This is a genomic window from Ruminococcus flavefaciens AE3010 (genome assembly GCF_000526795.1).
Lineage (GTDB): Bacteria > Bacillota > Clostridia > Oscillospirales > Ruminococcaceae > Ruminococcus > Ruminococcus flavefaciens_D.
Window position 1 is genome coordinate 2,904,137 of sequence record NZ_JAGT01000001.1, and the last position, 18,491, is coordinate 2,922,627.

An 18,491-nucleotide genomic window follows, 5' to 3' on the forward strand; every position below is an offset into this window, starting at 1 on the left:
CAGGAGGAAAGGAAATGGACAAGAATATTGGCAAGAAGCTCGACGGAAGATACGAGATAACCGAGCTTATCGGCGTGGGAGGTATGGCTGAGGTCTACAAGGGCGTCGATGTTATCGACAACAAGACTGTTGCCATTAAGATACTCAAAAAGGAATTCGCAGAGAACGAGGAGTTTCTCCGCCGCTTCCGCAATGAGTCAAAGGCTATCGCGGTTCTCTCGCATCCCAATATCGTAAAGATATACGACGTTGGCTTCTCCGAGAAGATACAGTATATCGTTATGGAGTACATCGACGGTATCACTCTCAAGGAGTATATCGAAGAGGAAAAGGTGCTCACATGGAAGGACACCGTACACTTTGTTATACAGATACTCCGTGCTCTCCAGCACGCTCACGACAAGGGCATAGTTCACCGTGATATCAAGCCCCAGAACATTATGATGTTCACTGACGGCACTATCAAGGTCATGGATTTCGGCATCGCAAAGTTCGCCCGTGAGGAGGGCAAGACCGCTACCGATCAGGCTATCGGAAGCGTTCACTATATCAGCCCCGAGCAGGCAAGCGGAAACGTTACCGACGCAAAGAGCGATATCTACTCCGTGGGCGCTATGATGTACGAGATGCTCACAGGCAAGAAGCCCTTTGACAGCGATAACCCCGTTGCTATCGCAGTAATGCATATGCATGATATTCCCGAGCGCCCCAGAGCTATCAATCCCGATATCCCTGACGGCCTTGAGGAAATAGTTCTCAGAGCTATGGAAAAGGCTCCCGAGGACAGATACCAGACAACTGCCGAGATGATAAGCGATATCGAAGCCTTCAAGGCTGATCCCAGCATATCCTTCGGTTACTATACAGAAGAGGGCGATGAGGAAGAGGAGCTCCTTGACTCAAATGCAGGCACCGAGGTACAGTCCGAGAGCAGACAGGAAGTTGCCAATGCTTATGCAGCAAAGGCTAAGGCTCCTGTGGCAGCAGCTGCCGCAGCAGGTGCAGGCTCGGGATATTCTTCGGGCGGCTCTGTATCACAGAGATACAACGACGCTTATACCGACAATTACGATGACGGATATGATGACGACGAGGACGATGACGACGAGGAGGAAGAACGTTCTTCACTGGTAGTCCCCGTACTCACGGCTGTAGTCGTAGTAGTTATCATAGTTGCGGTGATCTTCGTTGCAACTATGCTCAGCGGACTTCTCAGAAACAGCGCTAACAAGAACGGCAAGACAATGCCCGACCTCTACGGCTGGGATTATAATCAGGCTTATGCAGCCTACAGCGGCGATATCAAGTTTGAGATCGAGAGTCAGGAATACAACGAAGCAGACGAGGGTACTATCATCAAGCAGAGCATCGAAAAGGGCGCTGTATTCAACAAGGGCGATGTCTGCAAGGTTGTTATCAGTAAGGGTATGGAGACCGTCGAAGTACCTCATGTACGAGATGTAAATGTTGAGCTTGTAAAGACTCAGCTCAAGGAACGCGGACTGCAATTCACTGTGCAGAAGACCTCCGATGCTGAGATAAAGCCCAATTACGTTATAAAGTCAGAGCCTGAGGAGGGCACAGAGGTCCACAAGGGCACAACAGTCGTACTCTACGTCAGCATGGGTGCTAACGCAGAGCAGATCACTATGGAGGACTATATCGGCAAGACAGCAGAGGACGCTGCTATCCTTGCAGGCTATAAAAACCTCAATGTTAAGACAGAGCCTACACCTTCATATGAGAAGGAGGGTATCGTTGTAGATCAGGAGCCTAAGAAGGGCACAAAGATCGAGGCAGGTTCAGAGATCACTCTCTATGTCAGCGACGGTACTATCCCCAACGGCAAGGTAGAAATAGACCTCAGCTTCCCCGGTGAGGCAAACGGAAGATTCAGCATCGACTTTATCCTCACAGATGAGAAGAACAAGACAAAGGCTGTATCAACAGGTACTCTTGTTTGTCCTGAGATGTCAGGCTACTCACTGCCTATCGAGGGTTCGGGACAGAGCGTAAGAGCTACTGCTATCCTTTCAAACCTCTCAACAGGTGCAAAGGCAAACTACGGAAGCTATACACTGAACTTTGCTAAGGGCACATATACAACAGACAGCGAAAATGCATGGAACGCATTTGAGCAGGTAGGCGCATTCAAGAAGGAAGAGCCTACAACAGAGGCTCCGCCACCGGCTACTACACAACAGCAGCAGGAACAACCGACACAGAACGATGACCGTGTTCCCGGTGTCAACGGTGAATGGAATCGTCCTAATACTCCAGATGGCTGGGAAGACTATCAGGCAGGTATAAACGGAAACTGGGAAACTCAGGAAGACGGTCAGACTGTCTGGAAATGGTTTAATTGATGAGCGATAAGTTCAGCGGAATAATTATTAAATGCTTAGGGGGACTCTACAGTGTAGAGTCCCCTGACGGTATATATGAGTGCAAGGCGAGGGGAGTTTTCCGCAACAGAGGGATAAGTCCCTGCGTGGGGGACCGCGTTGACGTGGAGGACGGCGTCATCACGGAGATAGCTCCGCGAAAAAACTGTATCATAAGACCTCCTCTTGCAAATCTCGACCAGCTCATATTCATAGTGTCCACCTGTGAGCCTGCCCCGAATTATCTTATTCTGGACAAGTTCATAGCCATTGCGGAGTACAAGGGCATTACCCCTGTAGTGGTCATAACCAAAACAGACCTTGGGGACAGCCGTCCCATACATGAGATTTACGCCGGCATCGGCATAGATGTGGCTGAGATAAGCTATGACGATGAAGCCTCGGTGGAGAGAGTGAGTCAGCTGCTAAGCGGTAAGATAAGCGCCTTTACGGGCAATTCGGGAGCAGGCAAGTCCACGCTGCTCAACGCTGTTGACCCCACACTGAATATAGCCACAGGTGAGATAAGCCGAAAGCTTGGCAGAGGCAGACATACCACCCGTCATGCGGAGCTCTATAAGCTCAGCGGCGGAGGTTATATTGCCGATACCCCCGGTTTTTCCACCTTTGAGACCAACCGCTATGACATTATCCGCAAGGAGGAGCTGGCTGGCTGCTTCCGTGAGTTCGGCGGACTTACGGACAAGTGCCGTTTCAGAGACTGCGCACACCTATGCGAAAAGGGCTGTGCGGTAGTTGAAGCAGTTGAAAAGGGAGATATCTCCCGAAGCCGCCATGAAAGCTATAAGACCATGTATGAAGAAGCAAAGCAGATAAAGGAGTGGGAGCTCAAATGAGAAGATGCGCAATATTTGCAGGCGGAGATATGCCTGACATGGATCAGTACAAAAAGGCGTCATACTGGGAGAAATACAATTGCTTTATCTGTGCCGACTGCGGCTACAGACATGCTGTAAGGCTGGGGATAATCCCCGATGTCATAGTGGGGGATTTCGATTCCTACGGCGAGGAGCTTCCCAAGGGTGTCGAGGAGCTCAGAAGCGTCCCCGAAAAGGACGACACCGATACCCTTATGGCAATAAAAAAGGCTATAGAGCTTGGCTACAGCCATATAGACCTGTACGGAGCTCTTGGCGGAAAGCGCTTTGAGCACAGCTTTGCAAATATACAGGCGATGATATACGCTCTTCAGCAGGGCTGTCACCTTGAAATAATGGGCGAGAGCCACCTGCTGGTGCAGGAAGCCGACGAGGGCGCGGTCACCTATAAGAATATGAACGGGGGAGTGTATCTCTCTGTATTCGCACTGACCGAGAGCGTTGGCGTTGAGTACCTCAGAGGGGTCAAGTATCCTCTTGAGGACTACCGCATGGTGCAGTCCTTCCCTATAGGCGTGAGCAACGAGATAGAGGGAGATGAGGCTGTTCTGCGCATAAAGGACGGTCTTGCACTTGTCATAATCACTCCCAAGTTCTGATGAACAAAATGCCCCTTTGCTGAATATAATGAGGTATATCCTGCAAAGGGGGGATACATATTGAAGATAGTGGTCATAAGGAGCCCGAAGTTCATATCGGGCATACTAAGAGCCATATTCGGTATAAAAAAGGAAGAACAATAATTAAAACAAACGGCGTGATATTATCTATCACGCCGTTTTTTATCAATATTCGTCTTCGTGTCTGTTGCGGGGCTTGTCGTTTCTTGTAAAGTAAAGTCCTACAGCCTCACTGCCCGAGAGCATAAAGAATGTAAATACGGTTCCTGCCAGTGACAGTGCATACAGCACAAGTACAAGCACCATGCTGCCTTTATGTTGGGGTATCATGGGGAGTCCGGGGAATATCTGCACTATGCCGAATAAAAGGAGAACCACTGAGCAGAGTGACTTCAAGCCCTTTATGCCTGCTATGAGAGAAAGGGTGCATATTCCTACGATCCCCGCAATATAGAGCGAGGAGTTCTGAAGTGTCTTATTGATGCCGTCAAGTCCGTTTTTGTATCCCAGACCAAAGAATTCTCCCGAATAGAGCAGCAGGAATACTACTGCTGTGATAACACCTACCACTGCAAGTACTATGCACAGCTTGAAGCCCTTTTCGGCTTCTCTCTGACGAGCCTCTTCCTTGAGCTGGAGCATCATTTGCAGGCTTGCCTTTGAGTCCTTCTGGTCTGATACCAGCTGTGATGAGACAGCCTTTTTGGAAGCCTCAGCCTTTGCTCTTTCAAGGTCCTCGTCAACGTATTTGGGCTGATACTTCGGGGGCTCGGGCTCGTCGTCCAGTATGGGAGCTGAAACGGGAGCTTCGGGCTGCTTGGGCTCTTCCTTTTTCGGAGGAGGAGTGTAGTTATCCTCGTCCAGTACAGGTGCTGATACCTGTGCAGGAGGAGCAACTGCGCCCAGCTGAGTTCTTCTCATGTCGATTATCTGCTGCTGCTTGTCAGCAGGGAGAGCGTCAAATTTTGCTCTGAGGTCGGGGGTAAGTCCGTTTATTATGTCATCGTCTGAGAGCACGAGCTTTTCACGGGTATACGGTGCTGAGTCGTCATCGAGCACGGGAGCGGACACACCTGTGGGAGCCCCCTTTTTCTCGCCGTAGTACGGTATGTTATCGTCAAGCACAGGTGCGGATACTCCTGTGGGAGCACCTTTTTTTTCTGCGCCTGAGCCGAATGAAGCCATATCATCAAGTACAGGAGCGGAAACGCCTGTAGGGCCGTCCTTTTTAGCTGTTGGAGCAGCGTATCCAAAGTCGTCCAGTACGGGAGCAGTCACTCCTGTAGGAGCGTCCTTTCTGGGGACATTGGGGTCGTAGTTTATCTCCTCGGGCATTGCGCCGATCGGATTATTTTCGTCGTACATCATTCAACACCTCGTTTTTAATATAATCATCTATGGAGTCCTTGCCGCCGCAGGAGCTGTAAGCGTAATAAGCAAGGACGCAGGAAGCGTCCACAGCATTGACGCTGTTGTCATTGTTTACGTCGGCGAAGCTTTTCTGCGAGATAGTCAGTGCGCTCATGCCGCAGGTTGAAAAGCGCGAATAGTCGCTGAGTATGAAAGAAGCGTCCAGAGCATTTATGCTGCCGCTGCCGTCTATGTCTCCGCTGCTGCATCCGGGCTGAGGAGCGTTTGCGGCAGTTACGGGGTAGGCGCTTTGGAATTCGTCGGAGTTATATTCGGGAAAGGTCAGACCGTTATCGTTCTGAGGGATATGCTTCATATTGGAAACATTGTCGAATTCATCGCTGCCCTTGAGGAAATAGCGGAAGTTGTCATTTACCGCGCTCAGATCCCATGTGGGGTCGGAGAGGTAGTACTTACCGTCTATTTTTGTCAGCAGCCATACGTGGTAGCTGTCCTCGCGGACTCCGTCGGAGTCACGGGCGACACCTGCGATGATACGGCAGGGTATCCCCGAATCGTTATAAAGTCTGTAGAGAAGCTGTGCAACTCCCTGACATACGGCATTGCCGTTTTCCATTGCGCTGTACGCTGTATAGGCGTATTTGTCGGATATGTCGGAGGAATATGTGACCTTTGATGTGACATATCTGTAGATAAGCAGGGCTTTGTTGTAGTCCGAAAGCCCGTCGGTATGGAAAGAAGCTAAAAGCTCATCGGTCTTCTGAGTGAGCTTTTCCTCCTCCTCGGCAGTGGTATAGTAATCGATATGATAGACGAGCCTGTAGGAATCATTCTTCAGGTATATCTTGCAGTTCAGCTTTTTTACTCCGAAGCGGAGATAATCGCCCTCTGAGCCATTGCCTGTTTCATCAAAGGCTTTGTATATCATGATCTGTCCCACAGTTTCTTTTGGAGCCACGTTTGCGCTTATTTCTATTTCAAAATCAGAGCTGTGCTCTTTAAGGTACGCTCTCATCTGCTGAGCAGCGTCGTCAGTGGAGCTGAATACGCAGTTCTGTGATATCTGAGGTACGGACGTCTGTGCGGCAAAAGCTCTGCATGGCGCAGAGAATGCGCTGAGAACAACGAGTGCTGAGACGATCGCAAGTTTTTTTGCGGAGAATTTCATACAAAGCCTCCTTTCATGAAAAAGCGGGCTGATAAGCGAACAGCCGCCGAAGCGGCTGACGTTTAATGTTTATCTTTCCAGTATCTGTGCTCTGTCAGGACCGATACCTACCATGCTTACATGGCAGCCTACCAGCTCTTCAAGGCGTGCGATATAGCTCTTGCAGTTAGCAGGGAGCTCGTCGAAGCTTGTGCACTTTGAGATGTCCTCGGTAAAGCCGGGGAACTCCTCGTAGATAGGCTGGCAGCCCTCAAGCTCTTCCAGTGTGGGCGGGAACTCCTTGATTATGCTGCCGTCGGGCTTCTTGTAAGCTACGCACATTTTGAGTGTATCTATATTGGCGAGAGTATCAAGCTTGTTGATAGCAAGGCTGTCAAGGCCGTTTACTCTTACTGAGTGGCGGACGATAACTGCATCGAACCAGCCTGTTCTTCTTGGTCTGCCTGTGGTAGTACCGAACTCGCCGCCAACGTTTCTGATCTGATCGCCGATAGCGTCGTCAAGCTCTGTTGGGAAGGGTCCCTTGCCTACACGGGTAGTATAAGCCTTGGCAACACCGATGATGTTTGTGATGACCTTGGGACCTACGCCTGTACCTACGCAAACGCCTGCTGAGAGGGGGTGCGAAGATGTAACGTAAGGGTATGTACCGAAGTCGATATCAAGGAGAGTAGCCTGAGCGCCCTCGAACATGATGGTCTTGCCTGCCTTGTGAGCCTCGAATGTGAGTACGGAAACATCGTCCATGTAGGGGAGAAGTCTCTTGCCGTACTCTGTGTATTCCTTTGTAACAGCGTCAAGGTCGAAAGCCTCACCGCCGTATACCTTTGTGATTATCTCGTTCTTCAGCTTGCCTGTGGACTGTATCTTCTCAGCCAGTACCTCGGGGTGAACGAGATCGTACATACGAATGCCGCAGCGCTCGTATTTATCCATATATGTAGGACCAATGCCTCTCTTGGTAGTACCGATGTCCTTGCCGCCGCGGAAAGCCTCTGAAAGACCGTCGAGAGCGATATGCCAAGGCATAACGATCTGAGCACGGGGGTCTACTTTAAGGTGTCCCTGAGTCTTGATGCCTCTTGATTCAAGGCTGTCAAGCTCGCCGATAAAGTCCTTAGGATCAAGAACTACACCTGCGCCGATGAGGTTGAGGGCGTTGGGGTAGAGAATACCCGATGGTACAAGGTGAAGCTTGTATACCTCACCGTTATTTACAACAGTGTGACCTGCGTTGTTGCCGCCCTGTGAGCGTACTACAACGTCTGCGCGGGAAGCAAGGATATCGATGATCTTGCCCTTTCCTTCGTCTCCCCATTGAGTTCCGACTACAATATTTGCAGGCATTTGTTTTCCTCTTTTCATAATATTAAAATTTGTGCAGGCAGAGCCTTATCTGCCAAAAATGCACGCTTACAATACATTATAACATACTATTATAGAAAATGCAACAGTAAATATTGCTGAATTGCAGGCGATAATTGCTGTAGAAACAAGTTATTAGTGGTCATGGAGCAAAAATCGGCGCGACAGAGCCGAGCCGTCACGCCGATTTTATCATTTTTGTTTGTTACGATAGTATCTTTCCTTGTCCTTGAACATACGCTCTCTTGCTGTAATAAAGACATGGCGGTAATTATCATATTTATCAGGTTTGTATGAGCAGGTTCCCTTAGCGATGCCCAGTTCATGAACGCTCTTTTTGCTGTTGTTGAATTCTCTCAGTTCGTAGTCAAAGCTCTGGAAAAGCTCATCCATATCAATGGTGCCCTTGTCACGCATGATAGCGATGAACTCATCACCGATGACACGGTAGATATTGTCTTTTCCGAATACCTTTTTCAGAAGTCTTGCGGAATGGAACATAAGCTCGTCGCCTGCTTCAAAACCGAAGTGCGCATTTATGTGATCCAGACCGTTCAGGTCGAAAAAGGCGACTGAGAATTTGGGTTCACCGTTTTTTATATCCTCGTCAAGTTCTCTGATAGCGTTTTTATAAGCCGCCTTGTTAAAGGTGTGTGTGAGCTCGTCCTTGTAGACGTTATTCTCTATGTATTTTGAGTATTTATCCAGCTTCTGATAAACGGATTGCAGATTTGATGTCATTTCGGCATACTCATCGTGAACAACCTGCTTGTTTTCCTCACCGTTTGCAAGCGTTTTGAGCAGAGCTCTTTCACTTTCGGGCAGAAAATCCAGCTTTTTTATTGAGGTCTGCAACAGGGTGGCGTTTATCCTTTCGGCAGCGTCGTTGAGCTGGTCGAGCTCCTTGAACATTGCGGAAAAGCGCTTTCTGTTCTGAGAAAGGATAATGAACGAAAGGACGATACCTACCGACAGAGCCATCATGAGGATAACAAGGGATATGACCCTATTATTGTTCAGCTTACCGTCGTACCAGTCCGCGTTGAAATCCACTCCGACTATGCCTGCCACCTTGCCCTCAGAGTTGAAAACAGGGCTGTATGCCGAATAGAAGCGTCCCCATTCATCGGAGTATGCTTTTTTATCTACGTCGGCTATACCATTGGCGGCGTTTCTGAGCGCTTCGGTTGAGACAATGGGAGCGCCGAATTCACCGGGGTCTTCTTCGGCAGGGTCAATGGTGAAGGAGAATGACCCGTCAGCCTCCTGTCTTATACCGTAAATATAGTCAAGTTCTATGTTTTCCTGAAAAGATCTGAGGATACCGAGGGCTTTATTGTAGCTTTCCGTGCCTTTATCCTCGGCTTTTAATTCTTCAAGCTCGTCGCCGTTGAGCATATATGCCGCAGTGTTTGAGACATCAAGCATACGCTGATTTATTTGTTCGCGCAGGTTCTTTTTCGCAAGTGCGGAAAGAGTAAAAGCCATAAGCGTATTTGTCAGCATCAGCAAAATGAGAGCTAAAATGAAGTTGCGTTTGCTTGAGCGTATTCTGTTTTCGTTGTTGCCCATAATGATTCCCCCCAAAAAAACAATAAATAATATATATTAAATAATAACTCTATATGATGATTATATCATTTTGTTATAGGGGTTGTCAACCAAAGATAACAAAAAAAAGCGACAGTGCCGCTTTTTTTTGTGAGATATTACAAAGAAGAGCCCTTTTCAGCGTCGATCTTTATCTGACTGCCGTCACTGACTGCGGTTATGTCACCGTTGAAGCAGGTAGCATAAGTGGTTATGCCTCTCTTTTTCAGCAGGTCCTGCATCTTGCCCGAGAATTCGCTGCTCGAAGTGCATACCACAGCGCATTTCGGCTCTGTAGCTTTGAGAAAATCGTCCAGATTATCCAGCTTTCTGCCGTGGTACGGGACTTTGAGAAGCGTGCATTTGCCGATATCCATTATCTCGTCAAGCCTCTCCTCCATGGCGTCGCCTGTGAACAGCAGGGTATTGTCGTGGTGAACTGCCTTTGTGACCAGCGAGAAGTTGTTCTCGGCGCTGTCGCCGTCGCCGTAGAAGTCCTTTTTCGGCGCGTATACGGTATAGTCCACGTCGTCGAGGGTAAATGAGACGTCCTCTTTCAACTTCATGACATTGGTGCTGACGCCTGTAAGAGTCTCCTCAAACTTCTCGTATTCCTCCACATTTCCCTCATAGTCGGGAGTGAGAACGTTCTTGACCTCGAATGATTTCAGCACCTTTGAAGCTCCGCCGACGTGGTCTTTATCGAAATGGGTTATGATAAGGTAGTCGATAACGGTGGTGTCGCTGTCTTTGAGCAGATTGGAGATATTCTTGCCGTCGCCCTTTTCGCCGCAGTCGATGACTACAGTGGCTGTCTCCGACTGGAGCACCATGGCATCAGCCTTTCCCACGTCGAAAAAGGTCACTTTAAGGTCACTGGCATTCGCTTTGCCGCCTGACTGCTTCTCATTGCAGGCAAACAGTGATGAAGCGGCTAAAACCGATGAAAGCAGCAGAGCTGCGGTCTTCTTTATATTAAGCATATTTATTTCCCCTTTCTGAAGTGCAGATACACTTTTACAATTTATACTTTATCATTTCAGACTTAAAATAATCTTAACTCAGACAGGCAGATTTGTCAATAGCTTTTGATTTTTAAATTGAGCAATATGAATGGGATTCCAAAGGGAGTATACTCCCTTTGGTCAGGTCAAGGGTTACTCCCCACAGGGTGGGGAGATGTCGCAATGCGACAGAGGGGACGGACCCGATTAGGGGGACAGCCCTTGCAGGGTTCGGGGCAGAGCCCCGAATTCGTCAGGCGCTCCGCAAGGGTGAATTCTAAAAACAGTCCAGTGGACTGTTTTTAGAAGAGGGACGCCCTGTAAGAGAGGGCGTCCCTTGACGGGCGCTCGGAAATCGCCCCTACAAGCTAACGGCTAAATGCTCGGGCGGATAATATCCGCCCCTACAGGCTCGGAATGTAAACCATGGCAAATCTCTGCTTGCATTATAATGTATTATATGGTATAATTATTTATTACAGGATTTTCAAGGAAGGCGAGGTTCTGCCAATTGAAGGACAATACCGCGGAAATAAGTGAGATAAACGCCCTGCTTGGCGATAATACGCGAAAAGCCTATGTCAGGAGCTTCGGCTGTCAGCTGAATGTGTCCGACGGCGAAAAGATAAAGGGACTGCTGAAAAAAATGGGCTACGGCTTCACCGAGGACGAGCACGAGGCTGACCTTATCATACTCAACACCTGTGCGGTGCGCGAGAGCGCCGAGGACAGAGTTTTCGGCATAGTGGGCAGCATGAAAAAGCTCAAGGAGCTCAAACCGTCCCTTATTATGGGCATTGCGGGCTGCATGACGGCTCAGGGCCATATTGCCGAGAAGATACGCAGGTCCTATCCGCAGGTGGACTTCGTACTGGGAACGTCCGCCATAAGCGCCCTGCCGAGGCTGCTTCTGGAAGCGCTGAGGGGAGTAAGGTTCTCGGCGGATATAAGCGAGTACGATGACTTCTCCGAGGTTGCGGAGCAGGTGCGCGACAGCAGCTTCAAGGCTTCTGTGCCAATAATGTTCGGCTGCAACAACTTCTGCACCTACTGCATAGTGCCCTATGTCCGCGGACGTGAGCGCAGCCGCCGTCCCGAGGATATAATCGCCGAGGTAAGGCAGCTTGTGAACGAGGGCTACAAGGAGATAATGCTCCTCGGACAGAATGTCAACTCCTACGGCAATGACCTTGGAGGAGAGATGAGCTTTCCACAGCTCCTTCGTGAGCTGGACAAGATAGAGGGCGACTTCTGGATACGCTTCATGTCCTCCCACCCCAAGGACGCTTCAAAGGAGCTTATTGACGCCATATTCGAATGCAAAAAGGTGGCAAAGCACCTGCACCTGCCCGTACAGAGCGGCAGCAGCGCGGTGCTTGAACGAATGAACCGCCGCTATACCGTGGAAAAGTACCTCGGCATAGTGGACGAGATACGCAGCCGCGATCCTGATTTTTCACTGACTACCGACCTTATAGTGGGCTTTCCCGATGAGACTGACGAGGAGTTCCGCGCTACGCTTGACCTTGTGAAAAAGGTGAAGTACGACAATATCTACTCGTTCATCTACTCCAAGCGCTCGGGAACAAAGGCGGCTGATCTGCCCGACGGTATTTCCGACGAGGAAAAGGGCAGGCGCATGAGAGAGCTTCTTGAAGTACAGCGGGAGGTGTCCACGGAGCACTACAAGCGCTTCATCGGCAGGACTATGAGAGTCCTTGCAGAGGGGGCTTCAAAGAAGAAAGAGGGCTGGCTGACGGGAAAGAGCAGCGAGTTCATAATAGTTGAGTTTGAGGGAGACAGCTCCCTTATAGGTCAGTTCGTTGACGTGGAGATAACCGACGCCATGAACTGGGCTGTATCAGGACATATAAAGAAAGGACAGATATAAAATGAAAAAGATCATCGCATTATCATGCTTTGCAGCACTGCTTCTGGCAGGCTGCGGAAAGACACAGAAGGACAGCTCCTCCGAGAGCACTGCGGCTGCAACAGAGCCTGCAAGCGCAGTTACCACTGCTGCTGAGGAGACTACGGAAACAGCAGAGACAACTACCACCGCTGCCGATACTACAGCAGCAACAACAGAAGCTGAGGCAGAGACCACCACTCATGAAGCAAATGTATCCGCAGGCGGTATAATGGATATGTATCCCGCTATCTATCAGAGCTTTATCCGCGGTATGTTTGACGAGACTGTCAATGAACATGACGGCACGGCAAGTATCGAATACGCATTCCGCGACCTTGATGCAGACGGCATACCCGAGCTCATTCTGAAATACGGCACCTGTGAGGCTGACTTCCAGATACATATCTATAAGCTGGACAGTGAGGGCGAGGTCAAGGACCTTGGTCTGTTCGGCGGCGGACATACTGCCTTTGCCTATGACGAGAATACAGGCAATTTCGTTATCGTATGGGGACATATGGGAGCCTGCAGCATCGAATATTTTGTATGGGAGAACGGAACATTAAAGTCAGACGACAGCTACAGCTTCAATATAGACGAGCAGACACCATCCTACGATGTTGTACTCAATGAAAAGGGCATAAGATATATCCCTTATGTATCAGCTCATCAGTATGACAAGAACGGCGAAATAAAGTCGTATATCTCTGACGGAAACGGCAGCTATGAGGAAAAAGACGGACTTTACCTTGATAACATAGGATGAGATAAGTGATACTTAGTATAATACCGAAAAATAAGGAAATAACAGTAATTAAAAAAGCAGTGGCACTCATGTGTTTGACAGCTGTTATTATTGCAGGCTGTGGAAAGACAGAGCAGGGAAGCTCTGCTGATAGATCTTCTGAGACCGCGTTTTCAATCGAGTCAGACACAAGTTATTCCTCAGAGGAGCGTACGAAAGTGTATCCCGATATATATAAGAGTGAGATACGCCGAGCATTTGACAAAACTGCTTCGGAAAACAACGGCGCGGTGTATATAGAATATGCCTGTCAAGATATTGATTCAAACAGTGTGCCAGAGCTTTTACTGGAGTATGGTACTTGTGATGAGGATATAAAGACTTTTATTTATACCTGCGACACAGGCGGGAAACTACAATTGCTGGGAGAGGTGGAAAAACGAACTTTTTTCGCCTATGATAAGGATAATGGAGAGCTTGTGTTGTTGAACAATAAAGATAATAAAGTGTATGCAGGCCGTTATAAGGTGAAAGATGGTCTTTTGAACGAATACGAAAGCAGCGAGCTTCCGCTTGATGAGGAAGGAAATTATTATGATTCATTGAAAAAAATGAACGTGATACAGCTTGCTTCGGTACATGCGTATAACGATGGAGGGACAAAATCATATATAATTGATCCCGAAAGCGGACTTTTTGAAGGCAAAGACGGACTTTACCTTGATAACATCGGCTGATAATTATATCAACAGCAAAAAATATTTTTAAGGAGAATATAAAAATGGATATTATGGAAATGACAAGAGAGCTGGGAAAGGCTCTTCAGCAGGACGACAGATATACAGCTTACATGCTGGCTAAGAAGGCTAACGACGACGACAAGGAGCTTCAGGAGGACATTGCTCATTTTGAGGATCTCCGAATGAACCTTGGCAGCGCTATGAGTGCAGAGGAGCCTGATTCCGACAACATCAAGGCTCTCGATACAGAGCTGAAATCCGTATACAACAAGATCATGAAGAATCCAAGAATGATAGTTTTCTCGGGAGCACAGCAGGCTCTTGAAAAGCTGGTATCAAATATGCAGCAGATAATCAGCATGTGCGCTAACGGCGAGGATCCCGAGACCTGCCAGATACCCGAGGCAGGCTGTACGGGAAGCTGTGCTTCCTGCGCGGGCTGTCACTGATAAAAACTATGAACAACAATAACAAAGCAGTATATGATAAAGTAGCGTCGGTCAATTACCTCATAAGGTTTTATGACGGAAGTGCGCCGCCGTACAGCTTTGAACTCAGAAACAGCGCCGAGGTCGTAAAGGTCAACAGGCAAGCTGCCTGGAGCGCACTGGCTTGCGGAGGACTTATGTTTATGCAGTCCCTGCTCAATATGACTTTTCTGAAAAAATCAGGCTATGCAATGGCAGTACTATGCGCCATATTCAGCTTTATAAACGCTTGGTGCATAGAGAAAAAAGTCATAGCCAAAATAGAGGGCGACAGGATAACCGTAAAGGACAGGAGCTACAGCTATTCTGAGATAACCGAGATAAGCAAGACTTCGCTGAACAATCTGAAGCTGATGGCAGGCGGTCAGAGGGTGCTTATCGTCAACAAGAGCTGTGACGGCTGCGGCGACCTTATAAGGTGGGCAAAGCAGCATAATATACAGATAAACGATGATTCCGATGCAAGTGCAAAGACCATTGAAAAGAAGCAGTATGCACTGGTGTTGTTTGTCATGCTGATATGTTTTGTCATAGCATTTCTGATATTCTATATGAAAAGAATGTGACTGTTGCCGCACTGATGCGCAAATCGGAAAAATGAGATAAAAGGAGCTAAACCAATGGAAATCGACAGAAGTAAGATATCCCCTATGATGCAGCAGTACTTCGAGGTCAAGGACAAGTACAAGGACTGCATACTGTTCTTCCGTCTCGGTGACTTCTATGAGATGTTTTTTGACGACGCTGTAGTGGTATCAAAGGCTCTGGAGCTTACACTGACAGGCAGGGACTGCGGACTTGAGGAGAGAGCTCCCATGTGCGGAGTACCCTATCATGCGGCGGATATGTACATAAAGAGGCTGATAGATATGGGCTTCAAGGTGGCTGTCTGCGAGCAGCTCACCGACCCTGCCGAGACCAAGGGCATAGTTGTACGCGACGTTATCAGGGTAGTTACTCCCGGTACCCTTACCGAGAGCAGTATGCTTGACGACGGCAGCAACAACTACATTTGCAGTATATTCTACGACGAGGAGAACAAGACCTGCGGCGTGGCTTCTGCCGACCTTTCCACAGGTGAAGCGGCTCTCAGCTATTTTGAGGGCAAGGACCTGGAGGCAGGTGTCATCAATGAGCTTTCACGCTGCAAGCCTGCGGAGATAATCTTCCCTCAGAACTTCCTGTCGCTGAAAGCGGCGGCGGAATTCGTAAAGGTAAGGCTCTCCTGTGCGGTAACTCTCCGCGATACCATATGCTTTACTCCCTCTGCACGCAGAGACATGGCTGCGGCAGTATTCGGCGTTAAGTCCGTCACCGAGCTTGGCATAAGCGAGGACGGAGCAGACTGCGCGGCGGTCTGCGGACTTTTCGACTACATAAACGATACCCAGAAGACCTCGGTATCAAGATTTACCGCTATCGAGCTCCTCAACGGGGAGCAGTTCATGGGGCTTGACCTCAACGCAAGGCGCAACCTTGAGCTGACGGAAACTCTCCGCAGCAAGGAGAAAAAGGGCTCACTCATGTGGGTGCTGGACTCCACAAAGACCTCAATGGGACGCAGACTGCTCAGAAACTGGATAGAGCAGCCCCTGAAAAGCCCTGCAAGGATAATCGAGCGCCTTGACGCAGTTGAAGCGCTCTACCGCAAGAGCGTTGTCCTTGCGGATATGACAGACCTGCTGGACAGAGTTTACGACCTTGAACGTCTTATGACAAAGGTAATGTACAAGAGCGCCAATCCCCGCGACCTGAAATCACTTTCCGCTACGGCTATGCAGCTGCCCCTCATAAAACAGGAGCTGACAAAGCTCAGCGATTCAAAGCTCCTTGCACGATACAACGACGAGATATCAACTCTTGACGAGCTTGTGAACCTCGTTGAGAACGCCATTATGGACGAGCCGCCTATATCCGTAAAGGACGGCGGCGTTATCAAGGAGGGCTTCAACAAGGAGCTTGACGAGCTCCGCCATATAATGAACAACGGCAGGAGCATAATCGACGAGATAGAGCAGCGGGAAAAGGAAAAGACAGGCATCAAGAACCTGAAAATAGGCTTCAACCGCGTGTTCGGCTACTATCTTGAGGTCACACGCTCCTACTATGACCTTATCCCCGAGGGCTGGATACGCAAGCAGACCCTTGCCAACGCCGAGCGCTTCATCACAGAGGAGCTTAAAAATGCCGAGAACTCCATTCTCGGTGCAAAGGACAAGGCTCTCTCTCTCGAAGCCGATATATTCGCAGAGGTACGTGACTTCCTTGCCACAAAGCTTGAAGCCGTTCAGAAAACAGCCTCCGCAGTTGCGGCTGTGGACGTGCTCTGCTCCTTTGCGGACGTGGCTCTCCGAAATCAGTACATAAAGCCCGATATTGCCATTGACGGCTCTATCGACATAAAGGCAGGACGCCACCCCGTTGTGGAGCTCATGCTCACTGACGAGATGTTCGTGCCGAATGACCTGTACATCGACACAAAGGCTGACCGCATGTCCATAATCACGGGACCTAATATGTCGGGTAAATCCACATATATGCGTCAGGCTGCTCTCATAGTCCTCATGGCGCAGATAGGCTGCTTCGTGCCTGCTGATTCGGCAAAGATATCCGTGGTGGACAAGATATTCACCCGTGTTGGTGCTTCCGACGACCTTACCGCGGGACAGTCCACATTCATGGTGGAAATGAGCGAGGTGTCGGATATACTGAAAAACGCCACCAAGGACAGCCTTGTTATACTTGACGAGGTGGGACGCGGTACGTCCACCTTTGACGGCGTCAGCATTGCCCGTGCAGTTGCGGAGTTCATCTGCAATTCCAAGAAGCTGGGCTGCAAGACCCTGTTCGCTACTCACTACCATGAGCTTATAGGACTTGAAAACGAGCTGGAGGGCGTTAAGAACTACAGCATTGCCGTAAACAAGCACGGCGGCACTATACGCTTTCTGCGTAAGATAGTCCGCGGCGGCGTGGACGAGAGCTACGGCGTGGATGTTGCAAAGCTTGCAGGACTTCCTGCAAAGGTAGTCGCAAGAGCAAAGGAGCTCCTTGAAGAAATGGAGCGCCAGCATGCGGCGGAGCGTCCTGCGGCAGTACGTGAGGAGTCGGGACAGATAAGCTTTGGCAGTCTGGGACGCGAGGCGGCACTGGATATGCTTGAAAAGACCAATATCGACGAGCTGACCGACAGCGAATGCCGTGAGCTGCTCAAAGATATGCTTACTGCAATACAGTAGGGGCGGATACTATCCGCCCGTAAGAAAGAGGGAACGGCATGGAGTGCAGATATTGTGGAAACAAGATGCAAAAAGGCAGGATAAGGTCTAAGGCGAGCCTGCTTAATCCAATTGCTGCGTCAGACCTTGTATGGACTGACGAAAAGGATATTGGAAAAATGAAACGTAATGAAGCTAAGCTTTCAGAGGAAAATGAAGCGTGGTACTGTGAGACCTGCAAGCTTGTTTTTTCAGAGCTGCCTGTAAAGCCGCCTGTTTTTTAATTTCTTTGTTATAAAGAAAATGTAATTATGCATTATGCATTATGCGTTATGAATTATGAATTAAATCTGAGGTGACAATTATGCCTGCATATTTTTCGATGATAATGGAATTCAGCCGTGCAGAGCTGGATTTTGACAATATGAAGGAGCTCAACGCTTATATCAAGCACGCAGGGCTCGAATTCAAGGGCGGCGCTTGGCATGCCGAGGGTATGTCTCTTGATGAGATAGCTGACTGGAACCAGAAAAAGCTTGAAGAGGACTTCGTTCTCGGCTATGATGAGAACTGCGAGAACGACTACAAGCAGATGGATCTCAGCTACGGCGGCTTTTCAGAGGTCCGCGGCTTCATAATGAACGAAGAGCCTGTCCGCGGTGAGTACATATTTTCTATCCTCATACCCGAGGAGGAAGTTGTTATCGACGCCAAGACCTACAAAAAGGAAGCCGTTGACAAGATAAAGGCTATGGCTTCAAAGCTGTGGATACTGCCCAAGACAAGAACTATCCAGACACAGCTGGAGCTCAGCGAGGGCATAGTAAACGAAATGGATATAAAGGAGGGCGCAGCTCCTGCTGCCTGTCCATTTGCCATAGTATCCGAAAAGCAGTTCGGACGCATGGACACAGCAAATTATACTGCCGAGCATATCGAATACGGCGGAGTTATCCTCATACCAAAGGATATAAAGCTGGTCTGAGC

17 protein-coding genes are annotated in these 18,491 nt (G+C 49.0%); 12 read left to right on the forward strand and 5 right to left on the reverse strand.

Annotation, left to right across the window (positions count from 1 at the left end; all coding sequences use genetic code 11):
• Positions 1-14 precede the first annotated feature (14 nt).
• From pknB to spoVM, 4 genes are all read left to right on the forward strand, one after another.
• Entirely contained in the window at positions 15-2,366 is a 2,352-nt protein-coding gene (pknB, locus tag N774_RS0112885) for a Stk1 family PASTA domain-containing Ser/Thr kinase (RefSeq protein ID WP_024861633.1), read from the forward strand.
• Positions 2,366-3,241 (forward strand): ribosome small subunit-dependent GTPase A, encoded by an 876-nt coding sequence (gene rsgA, locus N774_RS0112890; protein ID WP_024861634.1) that lies wholly within the window; start codon positions 2,366-2,368, stop codon positions 3,239-3,241. Before pknB ends, rsgA begins: the two co-directional genes overlap by 1 nt.
• On the forward strand, positions 3,238-3,882 hold the full coding sequence (locus N774_RS0112895) for a thiamine diphosphokinase (RefSeq protein ID WP_024861635.1): 645 nt from the start codon (positions 3,238-3,240) through the stop codon (positions 3,880-3,882). Before rsgA ends, N774_RS0112895 begins: the two co-directional genes overlap by 4 nt.
• A 69-nt stretch (positions 3,883-3,951) precedes the next feature.
• On the forward strand, positions 3,952-4,026 hold the full coding sequence (spoVM, locus tag N774_RS20140; RefSeq protein ID WP_369695093.1) for a stage V sporulation protein SpoVM: 75 nt from the start codon (positions 3,952-3,954) through the stop codon (positions 4,024-4,026).
• 42 nt (positions 4,027-4,068) lie between these two features.
• Here the strand turns inward: spoVM and N774_RS0112900 are convergent, their stop codons facing one another.
• The 5 genes from N774_RS0112900 to N774_RS18390 form a co-directional block, all read right to left on the reverse strand.
• On the reverse strand, positions 4,069-5,271 hold the full coding sequence (locus tag N774_RS0112900) for an ABC transporter permease (protein ID WP_242836623.1): 1,203 nt from the start codon (positions 5,269-5,271) through the stop codon (positions 4,069-4,071).
• Positions 5,252-6,442, reverse strand: a complete 1,191-nt coding sequence (locus tag N774_RS0112905; protein ID WP_024861637.1) for a transglutaminase domain-containing protein — start codon at positions 6,440-6,442, stop codon at positions 5,252-5,254. Before N774_RS0112905 ends, N774_RS0112900 begins: the two co-directional genes overlap by 20 nt.
• 69 nt (positions 6,443-6,511) lie before the next feature.
• On the reverse strand, positions 6,512-7,789 hold the full coding sequence (locus tag N774_RS0112910; protein ID WP_024861638.1) for an adenylosuccinate synthase: 1,278 nt from the start codon (positions 7,787-7,789) through the stop codon (positions 6,512-6,514).
• Between the two features lie 210 nt (positions 7,790-7,999).
• Positions 8,000-9,379: a diguanylate cyclase domain-containing protein gene (locus N774_RS0112915; protein ID WP_024861639.1), complete on the reverse strand. Its 1,380-nt coding sequence runs from the start codon at positions 9,377-9,379 to the stop codon at positions 8,000-8,002.
• Positions 9,380-9,516: 137 nt separating this feature from the next.
• Complete coding sequence (locus N774_RS18390) at positions 9,517-10,380, reverse strand: ComEC/Rec2 family competence protein (protein WP_024861640.1); 864 nt, start codon at positions 10,378-10,380, stop codon at positions 9,517-9,519.
• 532 nt (positions 10,381-10,912) lie between these two features.
• On the opposite strand from N774_RS18390, the gene miaB reads away from it, so the two are divergent.
• The 8 genes from miaB to N774_RS0112960 all read left to right on the forward strand — a co-directional run bounded on the left by miaB (position 10,913) and on the right by N774_RS0112960 (position 18,489).
• Complete coding sequence (gene miaB, locus N774_RS0112925) at positions 10,913-12,292, forward strand: tRNA (N6-isopentenyl adenosine(37)-C2)-methylthiotransferase MiaB (RefSeq protein ID WP_024861641.1); 1,380 nt, start codon at positions 10,913-10,915, stop codon at positions 12,290-12,292.
• A gap of 1 nt (position 12,293) precedes the next feature.
• The gene (locus N774_RS0112930; protein ID WP_024861642.1) at positions 12,294-13,079 is read left to right on the forward strand and encodes a hypothetical protein; all 786 of its coding nucleotides are present in this window, start codon (positions 12,294-12,296) and stop codon (positions 13,077-13,079) included.
• A gap of 311 nt (positions 13,080-13,390) precedes the next feature.
• A complete protein-coding gene (locus tag N774_RS19645) occupies positions 13,391-13,795 on the forward strand; it encodes a hypothetical protein (protein WP_207640555.1) in 405 nt (134 codons plus the stop codon).
• Positions 13,796-13,839: 44 nt separating this feature from the next.
• The gene (locus tag N774_RS0112940; RefSeq protein WP_024861644.1) at positions 13,840-14,247 is read left to right on the forward strand and encodes a YlbF family regulator; all 408 of its coding nucleotides are present in this window, start codon (positions 13,840-13,842) and stop codon (positions 14,245-14,247) included.
• 8 nt (positions 14,248-14,255) lie between these two features.
• Positions 14,256-14,852 (forward strand): hypothetical protein, encoded by a 597-nt coding sequence (locus N774_RS0112945; RefSeq protein ID WP_024861645.1) that lies wholly within the window; start codon positions 14,256-14,258, stop codon positions 14,850-14,852.
• 54 nt (positions 14,853-14,906) lie between these two features.
• Positions 14,907-17,525: a DNA mismatch repair protein MutS gene (mutS, locus tag N774_RS0112950; RefSeq protein ID WP_024861646.1), complete on the forward strand. Its 2,619-nt coding sequence runs from the start codon at positions 14,907-14,909 to the stop codon at positions 17,523-17,525.
• Positions 17,526-17,563: 38 nt separating this feature from the next.
• Positions 17,564-17,788, forward strand: coding sequence for a PF20097 family protein (locus N774_RS0112955; RefSeq protein WP_024861647.1), 225 nt, complete (start codon positions 17,564-17,566; stop codon positions 17,786-17,788).
• An 80-nt stretch (positions 17,789-17,868) separates the two neighbouring features.
• Positions 17,869-18,489, forward strand: a complete 621-nt coding sequence (locus N774_RS0112960) for a hypothetical protein (protein ID WP_024861648.1) — start codon at positions 17,869-17,871, stop codon at positions 18,487-18,489.
• The last annotated feature ends 2 nt before the right edge of the window (positions 18,490-18,491 follow it).